At 36.6% G+C, this 19,456-nt stretch carries 19 protein-coding genes, 1 other RNA gene, 1 pseudogene, 1 riboswitch and 1 other annotated feature; of the genes and pseudogenes, 15 read left to right on the forward strand and 6 right to left on the reverse strand.

The window, feature by feature from the left end; translation table 11 throughout:
* The first annotated feature begins 58 nt into the window (after positions 1–58).
* On the forward strand, positions 59–394 hold the full coding sequence (locus AC4BB7_RS07645) for a hypothetical protein (RefSeq protein WP_010761101.1): 336 nt from the start codon (positions 59–61) through the stop codon (positions 392–394).
* Between the two features lie 46 nt (positions 395–440).
* Here AC4BB7_RS07645 and AC4BB7_RS07650 read toward each other — a convergent pair whose 3' ends face one another.
* A complete protein-coding gene (locus tag AC4BB7_RS07650; protein ID WP_490484960.1) occupies positions 441–1,295 on the reverse strand; it encodes a helix-turn-helix domain-containing protein in 855 nt (284 codons plus the stop codon).
* 49 nt (positions 1,296–1,344) lie between these two features.
* Between AC4BB7_RS07650 and tadA the strand changes: the two genes are divergently transcribed.
* Together tadA and ffs are read left to right on the forward strand one after the other, a co-directional pair.
* Positions 1,345–1,875, forward strand: coding sequence for a tRNA adenosine(34) deaminase TadA (gene tadA / locus AC4BB7_RS07655; protein ID WP_422392080.1), 531 nt, complete (start codon positions 1,345–1,347; stop codon positions 1,873–1,875).
* Between the two features lie 39 nt (positions 1,876–1,914).
* Positions 1,915–2,001: signal recognition particle sRNA small type (gene ffs / locus AC4BB7_RS07660), an RNA gene on the forward strand.
* A gap of 283 nt (positions 2,002–2,284) precedes the next feature.
* Here ffs and AC4BB7_RS07665 read toward each other — a convergent pair.
* The 4 genes from AC4BB7_RS07665 to AC4BB7_RS07680 form a co-directional block, all read right to left on the reverse strand.
* Positions 2,285–2,818 (reverse strand): DUF5067 domain-containing protein, encoded by a 534-nt coding sequence (locus AC4BB7_RS07665; RefSeq protein WP_490484961.1) that lies wholly within the window; start codon positions 2,816–2,818, stop codon positions 2,285–2,287.
* 335 nt (positions 2,819–3,153) lie between these two features.
* Positions 3,154–3,960, reverse strand: a complete 807-nt coding sequence (locus tag AC4BB7_RS07670; RefSeq protein WP_490484962.1) for a TPM domain-containing protein — start codon at positions 3,958–3,960, stop codon at positions 3,154–3,156.
* On the reverse strand, positions 3,957–5,129 hold the full coding sequence (locus tag AC4BB7_RS07675) for a TFIIB-type zinc ribbon-containing protein (RefSeq protein ID WP_490484963.1): 1,173 nt from the start codon (positions 5,127–5,129) through the stop codon (positions 3,957–3,959). Before AC4BB7_RS07675 ends, AC4BB7_RS07670 begins: the two co-directional genes overlap by 4 nt.
* Positions 5,130–5,207: 78 nt before the next feature.
* A complete protein-coding gene (locus AC4BB7_RS07680; RefSeq protein ID WP_490484964.1) occupies positions 5,208–6,440 on the reverse strand; it encodes an SPFH domain-containing protein in 1,233 nt (410 codons plus the stop codon).
* A gap of 261 nt (positions 6,441–6,701) precedes the next feature.
* Here AC4BB7_RS07680 and pbp4 point away from each other — a divergent pair, with 261 nt between their 5' ends.
* The 6 genes from pbp4 to argS all read left to right on the forward strand — a co-directional run bounded on the left by pbp4 (position 6,702) and on the right by argS (position 14,225).
* Positions 6,702–8,738 (forward strand): penicillin-binding protein PBP4(5), encoded by a 2,037-nt coding sequence (gene pbp4, locus AC4BB7_RS07685; protein WP_490484965.1) that lies wholly within the window; start codon positions 6,702–6,704, stop codon positions 8,736–8,738.
* A 126-nt stretch (positions 8,739–8,864) separates the two neighbouring features.
* A complete protein-coding gene (gene tsaB, locus AC4BB7_RS07690; RefSeq protein WP_490484966.1) occupies positions 8,865–9,584 on the forward strand; it encodes a tRNA (adenosine(37)-N6)-threonylcarbamoyltransferase complex dimerization subunit type 1 TsaB in 720 nt (239 codons plus the stop codon).
* Entirely contained in the window at positions 9,568–10,116 is a 549-nt protein-coding gene (rimI, locus tag AC4BB7_RS07695; RefSeq protein WP_490484967.1) for a ribosomal protein S18-alanine N-acetyltransferase, read from the forward strand. Before tsaB ends, rimI (AC4BB7_RS07695) begins: the two co-directional genes overlap by 17 nt.
* 4 nt (positions 10,117–10,120) lie before the next feature.
* Complete coding sequence (rimI, locus tag AC4BB7_RS07700) at positions 10,121–10,585, forward strand: ribosomal protein S18-alanine N-acetyltransferase (RefSeq protein WP_490484968.1); 465 nt, start codon at positions 10,121–10,123, stop codon at positions 10,583–10,585.
* The gene (tsaD, locus tag AC4BB7_RS07705) at positions 10,582–11,616 is read left to right on the forward strand and encodes a tRNA (adenosine(37)-N6)-threonylcarbamoyltransferase complex transferase subunit TsaD (protein WP_490484969.1); all 1,035 of its coding nucleotides are present in this window, start codon (positions 10,582–10,584) and stop codon (positions 11,614–11,616) included. The genes rimI (AC4BB7_RS07700) and tsaD overlap by 4 nt, the downstream gene beginning before the upstream one ends.
* Before the next feature lie 62 nt (positions 11,617–11,678).
* Positions 11,679–11,885 (forward strand) — a binding site (T-box leader).
* 648 nt (positions 11,886–12,533) lie between these two features.
* Complete coding sequence (gene argS, locus AC4BB7_RS07710) at positions 12,534–14,225, forward strand: arginine--tRNA ligase (RefSeq protein ID WP_490484970.1); 1,692 nt, start codon at positions 12,534–12,536, stop codon at positions 14,223–14,225.
* Between the two features lie 229 nt (positions 14,226–14,454).
* On the opposite strand, the gene AC4BB7_RS07715 is transcribed toward argS, so the two are convergent.
* Complete coding sequence (locus AC4BB7_RS07715) at positions 14,455–15,420, reverse strand: Gfo/Idh/MocA family protein (RefSeq protein ID WP_490484971.1); 966 nt, start codon at positions 15,418–15,420, stop codon at positions 14,455–14,457.
* A gap of 296 nt (positions 15,421–15,716) precedes the next feature.
* Here AC4BB7_RS07715 and AC4BB7_RS07720 point away from each other — a divergent pair, with 296 nt between their 5' ends.
* The 6 genes and pseudogenes from AC4BB7_RS07720 to AC4BB7_RS07745 all read left to right on the forward strand — a co-directional run bounded on the left by AC4BB7_RS07720 (position 15,717) and on the right by AC4BB7_RS07745 (position 19,162).
* Positions 15,717–16,238: a hypothetical protein gene (locus tag AC4BB7_RS07720; protein ID WP_490484972.1), complete on the forward strand. Its 522-nt coding sequence runs from the start codon at positions 15,717–15,719 to the stop codon at positions 16,236–16,238.
* 20 nt (positions 16,239–16,258) lie between these two features.
* Positions 16,259–16,465 (forward strand): hypothetical protein, encoded by a 207-nt coding sequence (locus AC4BB7_RS07725; RefSeq protein ID WP_086312844.1) that lies wholly within the window; start codon positions 16,259–16,261, stop codon positions 16,463–16,465.
* 93 nt (positions 16,466–16,558) lie between these two features.
* Positions 16,559–17,182, forward strand: coding sequence for a glycoside hydrolase family 73 protein (locus AC4BB7_RS07730; protein WP_086312845.1), 624 nt, complete (start codon positions 16,559–16,561; stop codon positions 17,180–17,182).
* Between the two features lie 27 nt (positions 17,183–17,209).
* On the forward strand, positions 17,210–17,893 hold the full coding sequence (locus AC4BB7_RS07735) for a hydrolase (RefSeq protein ID WP_490484973.1): 684 nt from the start codon (positions 17,210–17,212) through the stop codon (positions 17,891–17,893).
* Positions 17,894–18,343: 450 nt separating this feature from the next.
* Positions 18,344–18,679, forward strand: a pseudogene (locus AC4BB7_RS07740) (C40 family peptidase); the annotation flags it as partial.
* Between the two features lie 36 nt (positions 18,680–18,715).
* Positions 18,716–19,162 (forward strand): hypothetical protein, encoded by a 447-nt coding sequence (locus AC4BB7_RS07745; protein ID WP_490485130.1) that lies wholly within the window; start codon positions 18,716–18,718, stop codon positions 19,160–19,162.
* 113 nt (positions 19,163–19,275) lie between these two features.
* A riboswitch (purine riboswitch) is annotated at positions 19,276–19,373 on the forward strand.
* Positions 19,374–19,456: the final 83 nt, after the last annotated feature.

Genomic DNA, 19,456 nt, shown 5'->3' on the forward strand with positions numbered 1-19,456 from the left:
CCTCAATTTTTGAGAGTATGTTATCATAAGAATAGATAGTAAGAAGGAGCTGAAAAGAATGAAAACATCAACAAAAATTAGTATTGGTTTAAGTATTGCCGCAGTAGCTGGTGTGTCAGTCGCTGTGATTGCTTCTGAGAAGATTGTCAAAAAAGTTTATCATGTATCAAATCGATTTAAAGCGAAAAAATTTGTGAACGATAAATTTGGCGGTAATGAAAAATTGCTAGGAATTGTAGATGATTTATCTGATGATGAGCTTGATTCTATGATGAACGTTTTGGGAAAAGTCAAAGACGGCAGAAAAAAAATCTCTTCTTACGGAGAATCCTTAAAAGACAACACTGAGAACTTGAAAGATCGTTTAGTCAGTTTTGTTGAAGAAATGATGTAAAAAAAGTAGGGCGAGCATCTTACAAGGGTGCTCGCCCTACTTTTTATTATTTGGTAATCAATAGGTAACAAAATACAAGATCATCCATGCGCTTTAAAGAAAGACCTGTTTGTTCGTAAAACTTTTCTAATCGGTAATGTAAAGTATTACGATGCATATATAAATCTTTTGCTGTTGAACTAATATTTCCTTGATTATGCCAAAGAGCGAGGACGATCTGCTGAATTTCGTCTGTCAAAACGAGTTGCTTTGAAAAGGTCTGAACAATTTTACTATGATTCATTGTGTCGTTAGTAAAATAGTGTAATGCTACATCTGGTAAGGAAAATGTAGATTTGCCACGAAGATTTTCAACTTCTGTTTTGAAAATTTGCTGTTCTTCTTGAAATAATGCGAGCGATTGCTCATTCGCTGGGAAAAAACTACCGACAAAAACAGTAGTGGAAGAATCAAAATCGGCATCTAAAGTTAAGAAAATACTTTTAAGTTCCTCTAGATTGTAGTGATTTTTATTGTACTGTTCAATTAAAACGCCATCCATTTCGCTGGTGAAAAAGAAATCATTTAAATTGGGAAAGATTTCTATAATGCTATTTTCCCATTCTGATTGTAAAAATGCTTTTGGTTTTTTTATTTGAAATTGCATGATACGAAATGTTCCTTCGAGTTCCAGTGTCATCTGATCAAATAGATAACCAAACCAAGGATGTTTTTTTGAATCCACCAAATAGTCTTTTGTCGGGAATAATGTTTCCAATAATCGAATTTCTGATTCTTGTAGCGTTTCTTTAGCAAGGACAAAATATTTTCCATCAATTGGTAATGAAAGATCTTTACTTGTTGATTGCGTTTGCTGGATTTTCCCTGCAGGATATAGTTTAACTAATTTCTCAATAGTCATAGACACACCTCACTGGTTTATTGTACCATGAATAAGAGAAAAGTATAGAATGAGAGGCGGAAATCGCTTGAATGAAAAGACAAGCTGTTTAACGATAGAAGAAAAAGAAAAGTTCATGTCTGAGGCGATCAAAGAAGCTAAGAAAGCTGAAGGAATCAAAGAAGTACCTATTGGAGCAATAGTTGTCTTGGATGGACAAATTATAGGACGCGGGCACAACCTTAGAGAAGAGAGCCAAGATGCAACAGCTCATGCCGAGATGTATGCAATCAAACAAGCTTGTGCAGCAATTGAGAACTGGCGTTTAGAGCATGCTCAGTTATTTGTCACCTTAGAGCCATGTCCAATGTGCAGTGGAGCAATGATTCTATCTAGAGTCAATGAAGTTTATTATGGCGCAAAGGACCCCAAAGGTGGAACTGCTGGAACATTAATGAACTTATTAGAAGATGAACGATTTAACCATGTGGCTTATGTCGAAGCTGGGATTTTAGAACAAGAGTGCGGCGATTTATTGTCTAATTTCTTTAAGAAATTAAGGGCGGAAAAGAAACTTTTAAAAAATCAAAAGAAAGACTAGCCAAGCGTCAAAAAATGCGGTATACTAAATCTTGCCGAAAGGCTAGGACAATGGTGGGCTTACGAAGCGTGTCAGATCCGGAAGGAAGCAGCACTAAGTAGGTGCCGCCATGTGTCTGATTAAAATATGATTAAGTCAAGGCTGACAAGCCTTTTTTATTTTGCCTGAAAATAATAACGCCCTTCGATTTTTAATAGAAGAGTGAAGAGAAGAAGCGGTATTGAATAGTTATGTTGCGTCTGAACATTTTAAAAGGTTGATATGGCAAATCAATCGATTTATGCGAGAAGAAAATATTTTTTGTGAATGAAACTATTTTAGGCAAATATCTAAAAATAAAAAAAGGGACAGCAGTCAATGAAATGATGATTGCTATCCCTTTTTTTAATTAGTCTGTTACAATAAATTGTTAATTTAAGTTGATTGTTTTTTCTCCAAGTTCTTTCCCGGCCATTCCTTGAGTTACCTTTAAAATAACTGGATTTTCTGAGTTATTTAAATCATAAGAAATAATGGCTTTAGTTGTGTCGTTGGGTTTAATATCATCTAATTGATGTTCCGTGTATTCAGTAAATTTTTCATCTTGCGGTGTCATACCAACTGTTAGCTTTTCGCTGTTCTGGGTTAAACCCATGCATGCGATCCAAACCGTAGAAGCAGAAATTGGTTCGTTGCTATTATTTGTCACTTCATAAATAATCGCTAATTGTGGTTTTTCTCTGAGTAAATTTTCATCTGCGGGTAAAACTTCAGTAGATATTATTTTAAGTGTAGCCATATCGATTTTTAAAGTGTCGTTTTTGAAATAAGCTCCTTCTTTTTTCTTTTGAGAAGTTGAAGTGTTTTCAGCTTTATTTTCATCAGTAGCTTTATTATTTCCGCTACAAGCAACTAATCCAACACTACACAATGTTAATACACCTAAACTTACTATTTTGTTCATTTATATATCCTCGCTTTATCAAATAATCGTTCTAGAAATCCCAAGTAAAACAAAAAACAGGTTGATTTTTTCGGGCATTTTATTCTATACTACCTTGTATTTTGCTAAATAACAAGGTGACTTTCACTTGTAAGGCGATTATTTTTAAAAACCATTAAGATTTATGGTTTTTATTTATTTTGATTTTAAAAAAATTTCTTTTTTGATAAAGTGAAAAATTCTTTTTATGTTTAATCGCTACTATGTTTTGTTATGTTACCTACTATTTGCTATCATGAAATAAACCTATTCAAATGAGGAACAAGCCTCGGTTTGAATAGGTTTATTTTGTCAACTTAAAAACTGCGACCGCCCCCACCAAAGGTTCCACCACCAGTCGAGTGAGTACTGCTTCCGCCGCCTCCCGAACCGCCTCCGCCAGAATTGCTTCTAGGGATACGACGAGTAGTAACAAATGAATTGATCAGTAGGTCATTGCGTCTAGTTAAGTTAAGGGTAGATTTTTCTCTAAACGGGTATTTGTAGGTGCCGAATTTTAATTGGTATTTTGAAACACTCACCGCAAAGAAAACTCCACTTAAGAAGATTGCTGCCACAAAAGCAATGACCATTTCTGTTGTCGTTAGGGTTTTATAACGAGTGATTTTTCCAGTCTCAGTGTCAATGCGATAATGCCCACCGGGAACGCCTTGATCGAAGTAATAGTTTGTGTTTTCTAGAAAACTTTTGGATGCCTGAAAGTAGCGTCCATCTATCATATCAGGTTCAATGTCATCTAAATTTTTTTTAATACGTTGATCATCCATGTAATCGATCATATTTCCAGATGTGGAAATAATAAAGGTTCTTTGATTCATATCGATATAAAAAGTGATACCATTATTGTCTTTACCTATACGATCAAGCATGTAGTAATCGGCGAATCTTTTTGATTCAATCTCATTATCGGTATTCGTCACAATAAAAACACGAGCCTTTGTTTTTGCTTCGATAGGTGTAATGGCTTCTTTTAATTGAATAATTTCCTCAGAAGTAAAAAGAGAGGCTTGATCATCAATCGAATCATCGGCTGCTTGGGCATTTAAAGAAAAACCGAATAATAAAAAAAGGACAATAAACAGACTAAAACAAATCTTTCTCATATAAACCAGCCTCCGATCAGGAAAAGGGCAAATAGAGCAGCGAAAATACCAAATGAAACTAAACCCAGTCGTTTATAGCTTACAGGCAAAATCCCGCTAACTTTTCCAGTTTGACCATTCATGGCATAGTAATAGATTTTTTTTGACTGTTCATTACTTCGGTAAGTTACGACCCAGATGGGGAGTAACATATACTGATTGTCTTCATTATCTAATGAAATATCCGTTCTTAATTTAGTAAGAGTTGTGTAGCCAGAAGCAGTATCTCTTAACAATGATTCAGAATAATCTTTTAACTCGTTTTGAATAGATTTTTGAATCGTCTCATATTCAATATCACGTTTTTCCGCCTGAAACCCTGCTAAATATTGACTTTTAAATGAAACAGCTTTATCCAATAAAAACGGTTGAACTGCTTCGACCATCTTTTGCTGCACATTTTTTGAAAGGGCATTTTTGATCAACTCTTTAAATGAAATTTTGCCTTGTCGCTCCACATCGAATTGTTTTGTCTCAGTGTATTCAATGTCGCCAACACGCCAAATCCTAATAGTCGTGCCCATGCCATGCATCTGGCCCTCGATCTCAGCATCTACGACCCAGTAGGGGAAATAGACACCCGTCATTTTATCGATCTGTTCTTTGTTGAAAAAGTCTTTAGGAATAAACCATTTTTTCTTCGTCCAAGCTAAAAATGTTTCAATAGCTTCTTCTTTTTCAATGGTAAAAGGTAGAACTTTTTCTGGGAGAAACTTACCACTCAAGCGCCCAGATAAAACAACGGGATTGTGGCAATAATAACAATAAGTAGCAGCAGTTGTAGCTTCAGTGACAATTTGCGCACCACAGCTTGGGCAATTGAATAACTCCATTGCGCCGTCTAACGTGTCTTCAGCCATTCCATCTGTACCTGTAGCTTCTTTAAATGCAGCTTTTTCTTCAGTCGTCATTTCGTCTTCTTGAGATTCCGCTGAGAAAGTTAGCTCAGATTCGAGAGGGGATGTTGGATCATCTTCTAAATGCGCTTCTCTTTGTGCTGTTTCATAAGCCGTGACTTCATCTTCTGTATAGACATTCAAACAATACTCACAATGGAATTTTTGATCTTTTGGATCGAATAATAAGGGACCACCGCAATTTGGGCATTTGTGTGTAAATGTATCCGTCATGATTATTCCTTTCTTTTAATACTTTGAAATTAGATAGAAAAAGGGCAGGACACGGTTGCCCAGCCCTAAATGCTTTGTTTATAAAGGGATTCCTTGGAACGGTTTGCCGCAATGTGGACAGAATTTTGGAATACCATTAGACAAATCAACGATCTCGCTACATTCGCTGCATTTCATTTCTAATTTTGGTTTTTCATTTGTAGGTTTTGGTGTTCCACAATTAGAACAGAATTTACCATTATTTTCAGTTCCGCATTGCGGGCAAGTCCAAGTATCCGTTGAGCCTTGAGCATTTTGTTGGTTTTGCTTTTCCTGCATTTGTTGTTGATTGGTCTGAGAAGCTTGAGCAAAATAATTTCCACTTGTGTTCATGCCCATACCAACACCCATAAAACCATTCATGGCACCACCTTCATTGCTCCCAGCAGCTTCCATTCCCCGAGCCATTGCACCTTGCACGTAGCCTTCACGGATACCAGCATCGCCAAGCATGGCACCTTGGTTGCGTATATTGATCAATTTAGTAGAATCATCTGTATAAGAGATACTTGCTACAGCTACAGAAACGATTTCCATTCCGCGTAACTCACGCCACTCATCGTCTAAAGCTTGCCCCATATATTTGCTTAATTCTAAACTTTTAGATGGTACGTAAGAGATTCGTTCGCCGTCAGCGGACATTTTATTGATAGCTGATTGTAGAGCTGTTAGAAATTCAGCTAGATATTGTTCGTTGATATCATTGATGTCAACTTGTGATTTATTTCTTGGAACCGCATTTGAAAAGAATAATAAAGGATCAGTGATTTTGATCGAATAGTTTCCATGAGCACGTAAAAATAGTTCAGCATTATAGAAATTGTCAAAATAATTGATTGGTGAAGAGGTACCAAACTTGATGCCTTTGATTTCTTGTAAATTGATGTAAAAAACTTGTTGTTTTTGAGGTGTAACGCCACCAAATTTAAAACGATCAAATGTTTCTGAAATGGCCTCTTTTAAGGAGCCATTAAATGTCGAAGGAGCGGAATCATTTTTTACAGTATAGTAGCCTTCTTCAGCTGTATAGTCGATGATTTTACCGCCATCCACTAAAATCATCATCATATTGGGATAAACGTGTATAACAGAACCATCTGTCAAAACATCTTCAGTTCCTTTGCGATTAGAGCCGCGTTTATCATTTTTTCGAACAAAAACACCTTTTGTCATAACGGTCGTATCGCCCATATTGTCTGGCTCAATGACTTCGAGCCATTGATCAGCAAATCCGCCGCCTATCGTACTTGTTGCTGCTTTAATAATTCCCATTCAAAATCCCTCCTAAAATTGAAAGCGTGGCAGGCTTGTTAGCAGAGCAGGCCCGCGTAGCTAGATAAAAAGTAGTAAGTAAAATTAGTATACCACAGGTAGACGCAAGAAAAATACTGCTAGAGACCGAACCAAAGTAAGAATAGATAAAGTTAAATTTTTTATGTTTTTGATAAAACCTTCTTTTTTCTATCATAGATTTAGACGAATAGGGTATAATGAATGAAATAGTATTGAATCAAAGACTTGGGGGATTGAAAAGTGGAAAGAAGAAAGCAAAAAAAATCGAATAAACCATTACTCTTGGCACTTGGTGGAGGTGTGGTAGTTGTAGCTTTAGTAGGTGGCTATTTTGCCTACAGTTCATGGCAGAAAACACAAGAGTTAAACAAAGTAGAAAAAACGGCTAAGTCATTTTTAAATTATCTTTCAAAACAAGAATTTGAACAATTTCCTGATTTATTAAATGAAGCCTCAATAAAAGAAAATGGCTATGATAAAGAAAAAGTCGTGGAAAAATATCAAACAATTTTTTCTGGGATTCAAGCCGAAGGAGTCAAAAGCAAGGATGTTAAAGTAGCACAAGATAAAGAAGGGCAATATACGTTTACCTATAAACTAGATATGACAACACCATTAGGGAATTTAAAAGATTTAACCTATAAAACAACGATCAAAAAGTCAGGTGAAAACTATAAAATCAATTGGGCTCCTAATTTGATTTTCCCTGAAATGTCAGGTCAAGACAAAATATCAATCGGTGTAGATGCTGCGAATCGAGGCGATATTGTGGATCGTAATGGAGAAGGATTAGCTGTTAATCAAGCGTTTGATCAGGTTGGGGTCGTCCCAGGTAAACTTGGGGAGGGACAAGAAAAAACAGATAATATCAAAGCATTTAGTGAACAATTTAAAGTTTCAGTTGATGAAATCGAGAAGAAGCTGAAACAAGACTGGGTTAAGCCTGATGCATTTGTTCCTTTGGCGATTTCATTTGATCCAGTAACAACATTACCAAAAGGGGCAGCTTCTCAAGATACGATTGTTCGCTATTATCCATTAAAAGAAGCAGCGGCGCAATTAGTCGGGTATGTTGGTACGATCACTGCTGAAGATATCGAAAAAGATTCAACACTTAGTAGTACTGGCGTGATTGGCAAGGTTGGCTTAGAACAAGCGTATGATAAACAATTACGAGGGCAAGACGGTGGAAACATCACGATTACTGATGAACAAGGTACCTTCAAAAGTGTCTTGCAGAAAGTTGATAAAAAAGACGGCGAAAAAATTCAGCTAACGATTGATAAAAATGTCCAATCCCAAGGCTATGCTATTTTTAATAATCGACCAGGTAGTGCAGTTGTGATGGACCCGCAACAGGGTGATTTACTAGCTGCGGTCAGTTCTCCATCGTTTGATCCAAATAAGATGGCCAACGGGATTTCTCAAGTAGATTATGATGGATATGCCAATAATGAGAACTTGCCATTTACTGCAAGATTTGCGACAGGGTATGCTCCAGGTTCGACGTTTAAAACGATCACAGGTGGTATTGGATTAGATGCTGGCACGTTAAAACCTGACGAAGAACTTGCTATTAATGGTTTGAAATGGCAAAAAGATGCTTCGTGGGGAGATTACTTTGTTACGCGTGTAAAAGAAGCTAGTCCAGTGAACTTACGAACTGCTTTAGTAAACTCTGATAATATTTATTTTGCGGAGCAAACGTTGCGTATGGGCGAAGATACGTTTAGAAAGGGATTAGATAAATTTATTTTTGGAGAAAAATTAGATTTATCGATCCCGATGAATCCAGCACAAATATCCAATGAAGATAAATTCAAGTCTGAAATTTTGCTAGCTGATACGGGTTATGGTCAAGGTCAGTTATTGGTTACTCCGATTCAGCAAGCAACAATGTATACGGTGTTCCAAAATGAAGGGAAGCTTGTTTATCCAAAAATTGAGCTGAATAAAGAAACGAAGACGAAAGAAAATGTCATTAGTTCAAATGCGGCAAATACGATTGTGACCGATTTACTTGGTAGCGTGGAAGACGAAACAGGTTATGTACACAATATGTATAATCCAGAGTTCTCTTTAGCGGCAAAAACAGGGACAGCTGAAATCAAGGACAAGCAAGATACAGTAGGAAAAGAAAATAGTTTCCTTTTAGCAATGGATAGAAGCCGTAATAAATTTTCGGCAATGATCATGGTGGAAGATTCTAGAAAAAATGACACAGCAACAAATATCAGCAAACCATTGATCGATTACTTGGAAGCAAATATCAAATAATAGTTGAAGTAGGGCAAAGCGTACGAACGTTTTTGCTCTACTTTGGTTTTAATAGCGCGTTTTTTTACGAACGAATAAAAATATGCTACAATTAACCAACTACATGATGAAAGAAAGGGATTTTTTGTGCGGATTTTAGCGATTGATACCTCAAATCAGACATTGACAATTGCCGTCTGTGAAGAGAAAAAAATAATAGGACAGTATACAATTACTGTAAAAAGAAACCATAGTTTAACGTTGATGCCGGCAATTACGCAACTAGTCAAAGATGTTGGCTTGACGCCAAAAGACCTTGATCGTATCGTGGTGGCTCAAGGTCCAGGTTCTTATACAGGATTAAGAATCGGCGTTACAACAGCAAAAACACTAGCATATACCTTAAAAAAAGAGTTGGTTGGCGTATCTAGTTTAAAAGCACTGGCTGCAAATTGTGTTAACGTCAAAAGTACGATCATTCCCCTCTTTGATGCAAGAAGAAATAACATTTATACTGGGGCTTATAAATATGTTGAGAATCGATTGACAACTGTTATTGCTGATCAACATATTGGGATAGAAGAGTGGTTAGAACGGCTAAAAGAATTTGATCATCTTTACTTTGTTGGTGAGGATGTGGAAAAATTCCGCTCACAGATAGAATCTACTTTACCTAATGCTGAAATCTGTGATTTCTCTCAATGGCAAATCCCAAGTAGTGCAGCTCTTGCTGAACTTGGTAGACTAGCTGAACCTGAAGTGGATATCCATCACTTTTTACCTAATTATTTAAAACGAGTGGAAGCAGAAGAAAATTGGCTAAAAGAACATACACCCGAGGTAGAAAATTATGTTGAAAAAATTTAATCTTTTTCATAGCATTCTGGGAATCTTTTTTAAAAATCGTCCATATGAGGAAAAGAAGGTTGAAATTTCGAATCAGGAGTACTTTTTGCGCGCCATCACTTTTGATGACATTAAAGATTTGTTATCCATTGAAAGGGAAGTCTATGCAGGAGAGTTACCGTGGACTAAAACGGCTTTTTTGGTTGAACTTCAATCTCCAGATCCACATTTATACCTGTTGGTTCAAAAAGAGGGGCAAACGATTGGTTTTATCGGTTGCCGTATTTTTGGCAAAGATGCCCACATTACAAATGTTGCTGTTTTGACTCAAAATCAAGGAAATGGAATTGGCAGTTTTTTAATCCGTGAAGTACTTGAATTTGCTAAAGTCAATGATTGTGAAACAATCTCTCTAGAGGTTAGGATTAGCAATAAGAATGCACAGCGTGTTTATCGACAACTAGGGTTTGTCTCAAATACGATCAAGCCTGATTATTATACGGAAGATAAAGAAGACGCGCTGGAGATGATTTTATATTTAAAAGAAGAGTGAAATAATGTATTATTCAAAAGAAAATTACCCAACACAACAGCTGGCTGAAAAACTTTGGTCAATATGTGAGGAGTCATATAGTCACGGATCACCATGGACGGTGGATCAATTTAGAAGCGATTTAGATCAAAAAAACAGTCATTACCTTGTCTTAGTTGAAGACGATCAATGGATCGGTTTTATCAGTTATCATTTGATTTTAGATGAAGTTGAAATAACTCATGTTGTGATTCAAAGTGCATTTCAACAACAAGGCTATGGGAAGAAATTGATTGACCAAATGATTAAGGATTTAATCGAGCAAAATGTGCACCAAGTATTCTTAGAAGTTCGAGAGTCTAATTTTGATGCACAAAAATTATATGAAAAAAAAGGATTCAAAACAATCAACCGTCGGGTAAATTATTACAATTATCCTAAAGAAGACGGGATCATTATGTGTTTAAAAGTTAAGGAAGTGAATCAATGACTTTTTTTAATAAAGAAAGAAAGTTACTATTAGCGATTGAAAGTAGTTGTGATGAAACAAGCGTTGCAGTCATTGAAGATGGTGCTAAAATTTTATCAAATATTGTGGCATCGCAAGTAAAGAGCCACCAACGGTTTGGTGGCGTTGTACCAGAAGTGGCTAGTCGTCACCATGTGGAAGAAATTACCTTGTGTATTGAAGATGCTCTGGCTGAAGCTGGCGTAAAGCCAGAAGAATTGAGTGGTGTCGGTGTAACATACGGACCAGGTTTGGTAGGTGCTCTATTGATCGGTTTATCCGCCGCTAAGGCATTTGCTTGGGCGCATGCTTTGCCCTTGATTCCCGTCAATCATATGGCTGGTCACATTTATGCTGCTAATTTTGTAGAACCATTACAATTTCCGATGATGGCATTATTAGTCAGTGGTGGTCATACAGAGTTAGTCTACATGAAAGAAACAGGTTCGTTTGAAATCATCGGTGAAACAAGAGACGATGCAGCGGGTGAAGCCTACGATAAAGTAGGTAGAGTATTAGGGTTAACTTATCCGAGCGGCAAAGAGATCGACGAGCTAGCTCACCTAGGACAAGATACCTATCATTTCCCTAGGGCAATGATGAAAGAGGACAATTATGATTTTAGTTTTAGTGGGTTGAAAAGTTCATTTATCAATACTGTTCATAATGCTGAACAACGTGATGAAAAGCTGATCGTGAAGGATTTAGCTGCTAGTTTCCAAGCAAGTGTGATTGATGTATTAGCGGATAAAACGATTCGGGCATGTAAAGAATACCCAGTTAAGCAATTAGTGATGGCAGGTGGTGTCGCTGCGAATCAAGGATTGCGTGACCGCTTGAGTCTAGACGTTGCCAAAGAACTTCCTGGCGTAACCTTTATTGTTCCGCCACTTAGATTATGCGGTGATAATGCCGCTATGATTGGTGCAGCGGCCTTTGTTGAAGCAGAAAAAGGTCACTTTGCTGATTATTCCTTGAATGCGGACCCTAGTTTGTCCTTTCTATCGATTTAATGTTGAGACGCAATAAGACTAGGCAGAAAGAAAAATATTTGCTATAATAAACCCAGTTTAATAATGATTCGTCGATAAAGAGAGTACTTCATTACAAATTATTCAAGCGATTTCGGGCAGGTGGAAGCCGAAGATGATTAAATGAAGGAAGCGCACTTTTAAGAATCTGCGTAGGCAGACGGCTATCTACCGTTAATAGATTAAGTGGGTCCGTCATTTAAAAAGAACGGACAATTAGAGTGGTACCGCGGGAAAATCTCGTCTCTGGTGTTTTTTTACACTAGGGACTTTTTGCTGTGAATCACTGCGACTGGCATTGCCAGAGCAGATGATGAACAGTACTTGGCGACCAAAGGGAGAGAAGTAACCTTACTAGGAATCACTTAAACCTTTTTTGATCGCACCAATTTCTAAGAGCTAAAGCGCTGAGAATTGAAGGAATACGACTGGCATTGCCAGAGCAGATGATGAACAGTACTTGGCGACCAAAGGGAGAGAAGTAACCTTACTAGGAATCACTTAACCCTTTTTTGATCGCATCAATTTCTAAGAGCTAAAGCGCTGAGAATTGAAGGAATACGACCGGCATTGCCAGAGCAGATGATGAACAGTACTTGGCGACCAAAGGGAGAGAAGTAACCTTACTAGGAATCACTTAACCCTTTCTTGATCGCACCAATTTCTAAGAGCTAAAGTGCTGAGAATTGAAGGAATACGACTGGCATTGCCAGAGCAGATGATGAACAGTACTTGGCGACCAAAGGGAGAGAAGATACTATTAATAGTGAATCACCAATTATTCCTAACTTTGAAAAGCAAGGTCGCCAACTATTCAAACCAACTAATATTTAAGCTAGAAGATAATGAATAATGATCAACTAGTAAAACAATAAAATGTAACCATCAGGAGGATATCTATGAACAACAAAGAAATCGTAGCAAAAGCCATCTTTGACGTGGTAAAAGAAGATCTATCTTTAGAAACAGTTACACAATTATTAGAAAATCCCAAATCTGTCGATCATGGAGATGTCGCTTTTCCAGCTTTTTCATTAGCTAAGATCTATCGGAAAGCCCCGCAACAAATCGCGGCTGATTTAGCTGAGAAAATATCTGGTACGGATTTTGAAAAAATTGAAGTAGTCGGTCCATACTTAAACTTTTTTATGAATAAAAAAATGATCAGTAAAGCCGTTATTACTCAAATTAGTAAAGAAAAAGGACATTATGGAGACAGTTCAATTGGTGAAAAAGGGAATGTACCGATCGATATGTCTTCACCGAATATTGCAAAACCGATTTCAATGGGTCATCTTCGTTCAACTGTGATTGGAAATTCAATTGCCTTTATTCTTGAGAAAATCGGTTATACACCAATCCGTATCAATCATTTAGGGGATTGGGGCACTCAGTTCGGTAAATTGATCGTAGCCTACAAAAAATGGGGCTCAGAAGAAGGAGTTAGAACAGAACCAATCACAGAATTATTACGTTTGTACGTCCAGTTTCACGAAGAAGCGGAGACTCAACCAGAACTTGAAGAAGAAGCTCGTGCTTGGTTTAAGAAGTTGGAAGAAAGCGACAAAGAAGCGACAGAATTGTGGCAATGGTTCCGTGCTGAATCATTGAAAGAATTTGACAAAATCTATTCAATGTTGGAAGTTTCTTTTGACTCGTACAATGGTGAAGCTTTTTACAATGATAAAATGGATGAAATCGTCACAATGCTGGAAGAAAAACATTTATTGCAAGAAAATGAAGGTGCTGAAATCGTTGATTTATCTGCTTATGATCTAAATCCAGCTTTGATCAAAAAATCAGATGGCGCTACACTTTACATCACACGTGATCTAGCAGCTGCGCTTTACCGTAAACGTACGTATGATTTTGCAAAATCAATCTATGTTGTAGGGAATGAGCAAAGTAATCACTTCAAACAATTAAAAGCTGTTTTAAAGGAACTTGGATTTGATTGGTCAAAAGATATGCAGCATGTACCTTTTGGGCTAATTACGCAAGGTGGCAAAAAATTATCGACCCGCAAAGGGAAAATCGTTTTACTTGAAGAAGTGTTGAATGAAGCAGTTGAATTAGCAAACAAACAAATTATGGAGAAAAATCCTGATTTACCTAATCGTGAAGAAGTTGCTAGACAAGTGGGAATTGGCTCGGTTATTTTCCATGATTTAAAAAATGACCGCTTAAACAATTTTGACTTTGTTTTAGAAGAAGTTGTTCGTTTTGAAGGAGAAACAGGGCCTTATGTGCAATATACTCATGCTCGTGCAATGAGCATTTTAAGAAAAGCTAATTTCGTTATTGATGAGACGAAAGAGTATGAGTTGGACGATAAGGAGAGTTGGGAAGTTGTTAAGTTGTTACAAAAATTCCCAGAAGTTGTGATGCAAGCAGCGGATAAATATGAGCCTTCAGTTATTGCAAAACATGCAATTCAAGTTGCTCAAGCATTTAATAAATACTATGCACATGTTAAAATTTTGGCGGAAGATGACCAAAAAGAATCACGTTTAGCATTAGTTTATGCAATGGCAACCATTATTAAAGAAGATTTACGCTTGTTAGGATTACACGCACCAAATGAAATGTAATAAATAGATTAGAGATTCTTTTTTCTCGCCGTTTATCCGGATTTAAAGCCCGTAACAAAACTAAAAATCAGTTTTGTTGCGGGCTGTTTTAAATTTGATAAAAAAGGAAGCAAACTCATAACTCTACGAGTCACATCGTTGCCTCAAATAATGCTCAACTTCCTCTTGTTACTATAAAACATAATGAGGTACGAATTGCTGCTGAATAGTACCTACTTGGTTCTCGGAGTTAAATATTTCCGTTCGTATTCCAAATTTGCTGCATTTGATCGAGGAGATCGATCACATCTTTTGTTAAAAATAATGAACGGTTTGGTTTTTCTCCTTCGATCATTTTAACCATATTGGTGATTTCATAATTCAATGCTTGATTACTGTCGCCAGAAACGATTGTCTCTACCGTACCATCATTAAAAAAGATTTTAGCTTCATCTGCTCGTGGATAGTCATTGATCACGATGTAGGCTTCGTCAAAAGCAACAATTCCTTGTTTAGGCATTTTTGCTTGGAAACTCAAAGAAATCGTAGCCAATTCTTGTGCTTGATTTTGAAGAATAGTTGCTGATTGTTCATCTACACCAGTTGAGAATGGCTGCATGATAGAAGCCATAACTGTTGGTTGAGCGGTGAGAAACCATCGAGCAAAGGAAACAGCATAAGTCCCAATATCTAAAAGAGCGCCCCCAGCTAAATCGGGGTTAAAAAAACGGTTTGTTGGGTCGGGTTCTTTATAGCTACCAAAAGGTGCTTGAATCATTTTTAATTTACCAAAACGTTTAGAATCTATCTGACTTCGTAATTCATGATATAAAGGCATGTTAAAAATCGTCATCGCCTCAGCTAAAATCAATTCTTTTTCTTCGGCTAGTTTCATTGCTTTAGCTAATTCTTGACTATTCATTGTAATAGCTTTTTCACAAAGGACATGTTTGCCTGCTTCTAATGCTTTTAAAATATGTTCGATATGTTGTCTGTTTGGAACAGCAATATAAACGATATCGATTGCTTCATCAGCTAATAGCTCGTCAAATGAGCCATATGCCGCTTGAATATTGTGTTCTTTGGCAAAGGTTTCAGCTTTAGATAATGTTCTGGAGGCAACGGCTGTTATGTGACTATTTTCTTGTTGAAAGCTTTCAGCAAAACTAGTTGCGATATCTCCAAGGCCGACTATGCCCCAATTATAACGTTTCATATATGATTCCTCCTTAGTCTTTAAAAAGTTGAGTAGCAGTCAGCTATAGCCCAAAAACGAAGACGATACGGTCGTTTTTAACGGCGCCTATTTTTTGAATATAGCTAGCTTATCAAGCATTTATACTTATTATACATGAGTCGTTTAAAATAATGGATTATTTTGGACAGAAGCGTTGAATTGTCTTATTATTTATGGGAATAGGCTGAACATTTCTTAAAAATACAGAAATAAGTGATTCAAAGAGATGCATTTTTTCTATATTTTCAGTAAAATAAGAAAAGGAGGCGAAAGTCATGCACCAAATGTATATAGATATTCTTATCGATGCAATTATAGAACAATTTGAAACGGAAGAGAACTTTTATACAGACTATCTCCAAACTACAAAAGAAAATTGGGATAACTGGAAAAAAGGAAGAACTAATTTAACGAGCGAAGAAATGCAAAAAGTAAAAAATTTATTTTCTGATTATGAATGGATGCTGACGCAAAAAATATTACGTCAAACAATTCTGTTTCCAGAAAAAAGAAACATTGCTGTTTCAGAATACAAACGTTTAAAAACATTAATAGCAAAAAAATGGTTGCAGTCAGGGGTAGGTATTGCTGAGTTGATACCATCAAAGACGAACCATGAAGAAAAAGAACAATCTTTCATTGATTTGAAAGTAACCGTTTCATATGGAGAATGGGGTTTTGATGATATTGTTACTTTCCGATTACCAGCTACACTACAAGGACAACTAGAAGGATCAAAAGTAGAATTACTTGATTGGGTAAATGAAAATTTGATGGGTACTTACGTTGGTGAATAAGTAAGTAAGGGAGTTTTTTTGTGAAACAAATTTTAGGAATTTTATCCGTCATTATAGTTTTAGGGGCTGTTATTTTTGTTTTTTTCGGTCATGCTACTCCGAAAGAAAAAATACAAAGTACCAGTGAAAATACAAACGAAACAAGTACACCTGTTTCGTCTATTACATCGGAAAAACAAACGGAAACATCAACAACTACAACTACGACTACAACAGCTGTTGATTGATTGTGTGGAAAAAAACTGATATAATCAGTCAGCCATTGTCCTAAGCTATCTAAAGTTAGCCTAGGAACGAATACAAGACAAAGTAGGGAATGTATGAATAGTTCAAGGTATAAGAAGAAAAAAATGAGAAAAACCAATTTACCAACACTTTTTGCAGGTTTGTTGATTGTTGGTGTGGCGTTTATTTTTTCAATCAATGTGTTATCAGATAGTTCGAAAACAGAGGAAGAATCTACTCAACAAAATGAACAAGTTTCAAAAGAACAGTTTATTGATAGAATCAGTCCTCATGCAAAAGAACTGCAAGCGTCTTATGGCGTTTTACCTAGTATTATCATCGGTCAAGGGATTTTGGAGTCAAATTGGGGACAGAGTACTCTTGCATCGAAATATAATAATTTATTTGGGATCAAGGCTTATGGGGATCAAAAAAAGATCAATCTTGAAACTCGTGAATATATCAATGAAGAATGGATTGTTATTCAAGGAGATTTTCGAGTATACGACACGTGGGAAGAATCAATGGACGATCATACACGTTTGTTTGTTAATGGTGTAACCTGGAATCCGCGTCTGTATGAACATGTTCTTTTGGCAAAAAACTATAAGCAAGCTGCACGCGCTTTACAAGATGCGGGGTATGCAACAGATCCAACGTATGCGGATAAGGTGATTCATGTAATCGAAAGTTATGATCTTAACCAATACGATCATTGATCAAGAGAGTAAAAAGGAGTGGGTTGAATGAGTGAAAAGTGGGTGCCGGAAATTGTTACGCCTTTAAAACAGGATATTGTTCAAGTGCCGAAAGTTATTGCACAAGCGAGCGGAATCCGAATATTTGGGAAAAAAATCAAATCAATTATTTTTACAACTGATATTGCTATTATTCGAAATACAGATGCAAATGCAGTGATTGCTGTTTATCCGTTTACACCTCATCCGGCTATAACTAAAAGTATAATCGAGGCCGCTGATATTCCTGTTTTTTCAGGTGTTGGAGGTGGTTTGACCCAAGGACAACGTTCTGCTTATATGAGTTTGTTTGCAGAAGCACAAGGCTCGATCGGTGTTGTATTAAATGGTCCAACTCCTGTTGAAACAGTTGAGATGGTGTGCGAAGTTGTTGATATTCCAGTGGTCAGCACTGTAACGTCTATTCATACGCCGATTGATGAAAAAATAGCAGCTGGTGTTACGATGATCAATATCAGCGCTGGCAAAGATACTGCCAAGACAGTTAAATTTTTCCGTGAGAAGTATCCGGAATTACCGATTATTGCAACAGGTGGTCCAACGGATGAGTCAATTACGGAAACAATTGAAGCAGGAGCTAACGCGATCACCTATACACCGCCAAGTAATGGAGACCTTTTTAGCCATAAAATGGACAAATATAGAAATCTTGAAAAAAAGAATGACATTTAAAACGGATTAATTAAATTTTAATTGAAACTAAAGGTAATCAATGGCATAATTTAGTGTGTTGCTATTGATTATTTTTGTGCACATATATATCGATTTAAAGGCTATATTACAAAATGATTATAAATAGAATAAACTAGTTTTACTATCCTAAAATTAATTTATTTTATGTTATCATTAAAGAAAATATGTTAGGAGTTGGGAAAAATTATGAAGAAATATTGTTATGTGGTTGGGGCAGCGTTGTTACTTTTTGCTGTTAATGGTACCTTTTTGTCAGCTGACGCGACTGAAACATTAGATCAGGATAGCTACCAAGAGGCAGTGGATGCAGGTTTTACTGCTGAACAAATTCAGCAGATTCAAGAAATGCCAGATTTTTCATTAGAGAATATAGAGGAAGAACCAGCAGCAAGAAGTGCAGTCACATTCTCGACCTCTCAAAAGAATCAAATCGTTACTGAAGCTAAAAGACATTTAGGTAAACCATATGCGTGGGGTGGAAAAGGTCCTAACGTATTTGACTGTTCGGGATTAACCCGTTATGTATTTTTACAAGTAACTGGGAAAAATATTGGTGATTACACGGTTCCTCAAGAAAAAGCTGGAGAACAAATCAGTGTTGCTCAAGCTGAACCTGGTGATTTATATTTTTGGGGTGCTAAAGGAAGTACATATCACGTAGCGGTCGCTATTGGTAATGGACAATATATCCATGCACCAAATGAAAAAGAAGTTGTGAAAATCAATTCAACAACTTACTTCAAACCGAGTTTTGCTGTTAGAGTAATTAAAAATAGCAATAATAATACTAATTCAAAACTAGTGAGCTATAGAACTCACCTTCAAGATTTTGGTTGGGGAAATTATGTGCAATCTGGACAAACAAGCGGAACCGTTGGGAAAGCCAAGCGCTTAGAAGGAATTCAAATCAAGTTAGATCCTTCAATTAGTGGGGGGATCCAATATAAGACGCATATTCAAGATATCGGATGGCAAGCGTGGAAATCAAATAATGAACTTAGTGGTACTACAGGAAAGAAAAAAAGATTAGAGGCTATTCAAATTAAATTGACTGGCGCAGCGGCTACCCAGTATGACGTTCATTATCGTGTTCATTCTCAAGACTATGGTTGGCAAGCGTGGACTAAGAATGGGCAATCTGCTGGAACTCAAGGTTTAGCAAAACGTTTAGAAGCGATTGAAATAAAATTAGTTCCTAAAAATACACCACTGGCTGCTGGTGGAAAACCTGCTTTTATTAAAAGATAGCTAAAGGTTAAAAGAGAAAAGTAATTATATAATTAGTTGAATCAATAACAGACTCTGTAAAATTTCAATGAAAAAATGTTTTTTTCATTGAAATTTTCAGAGTTTTGTACTATTGTATACTAATACGAGAAGCTTATATATGGTCATAATAAGGATGACCGTCTCTACCCAACACCGTAAATGTTGGTCTATAAGTGAAGAAGTGTCTTAGACCCTTTTTTGCTTACGCAGAAAAGGGTTATTTTGTTTTTATAAAAAGTAACGTATAGAAAAATTGCTGAAGGAGTCGGAAGA

It is taken from the genome of Enterococcus sp. AAFC-DPL-5182 (genome assembly GCF_058216605.1).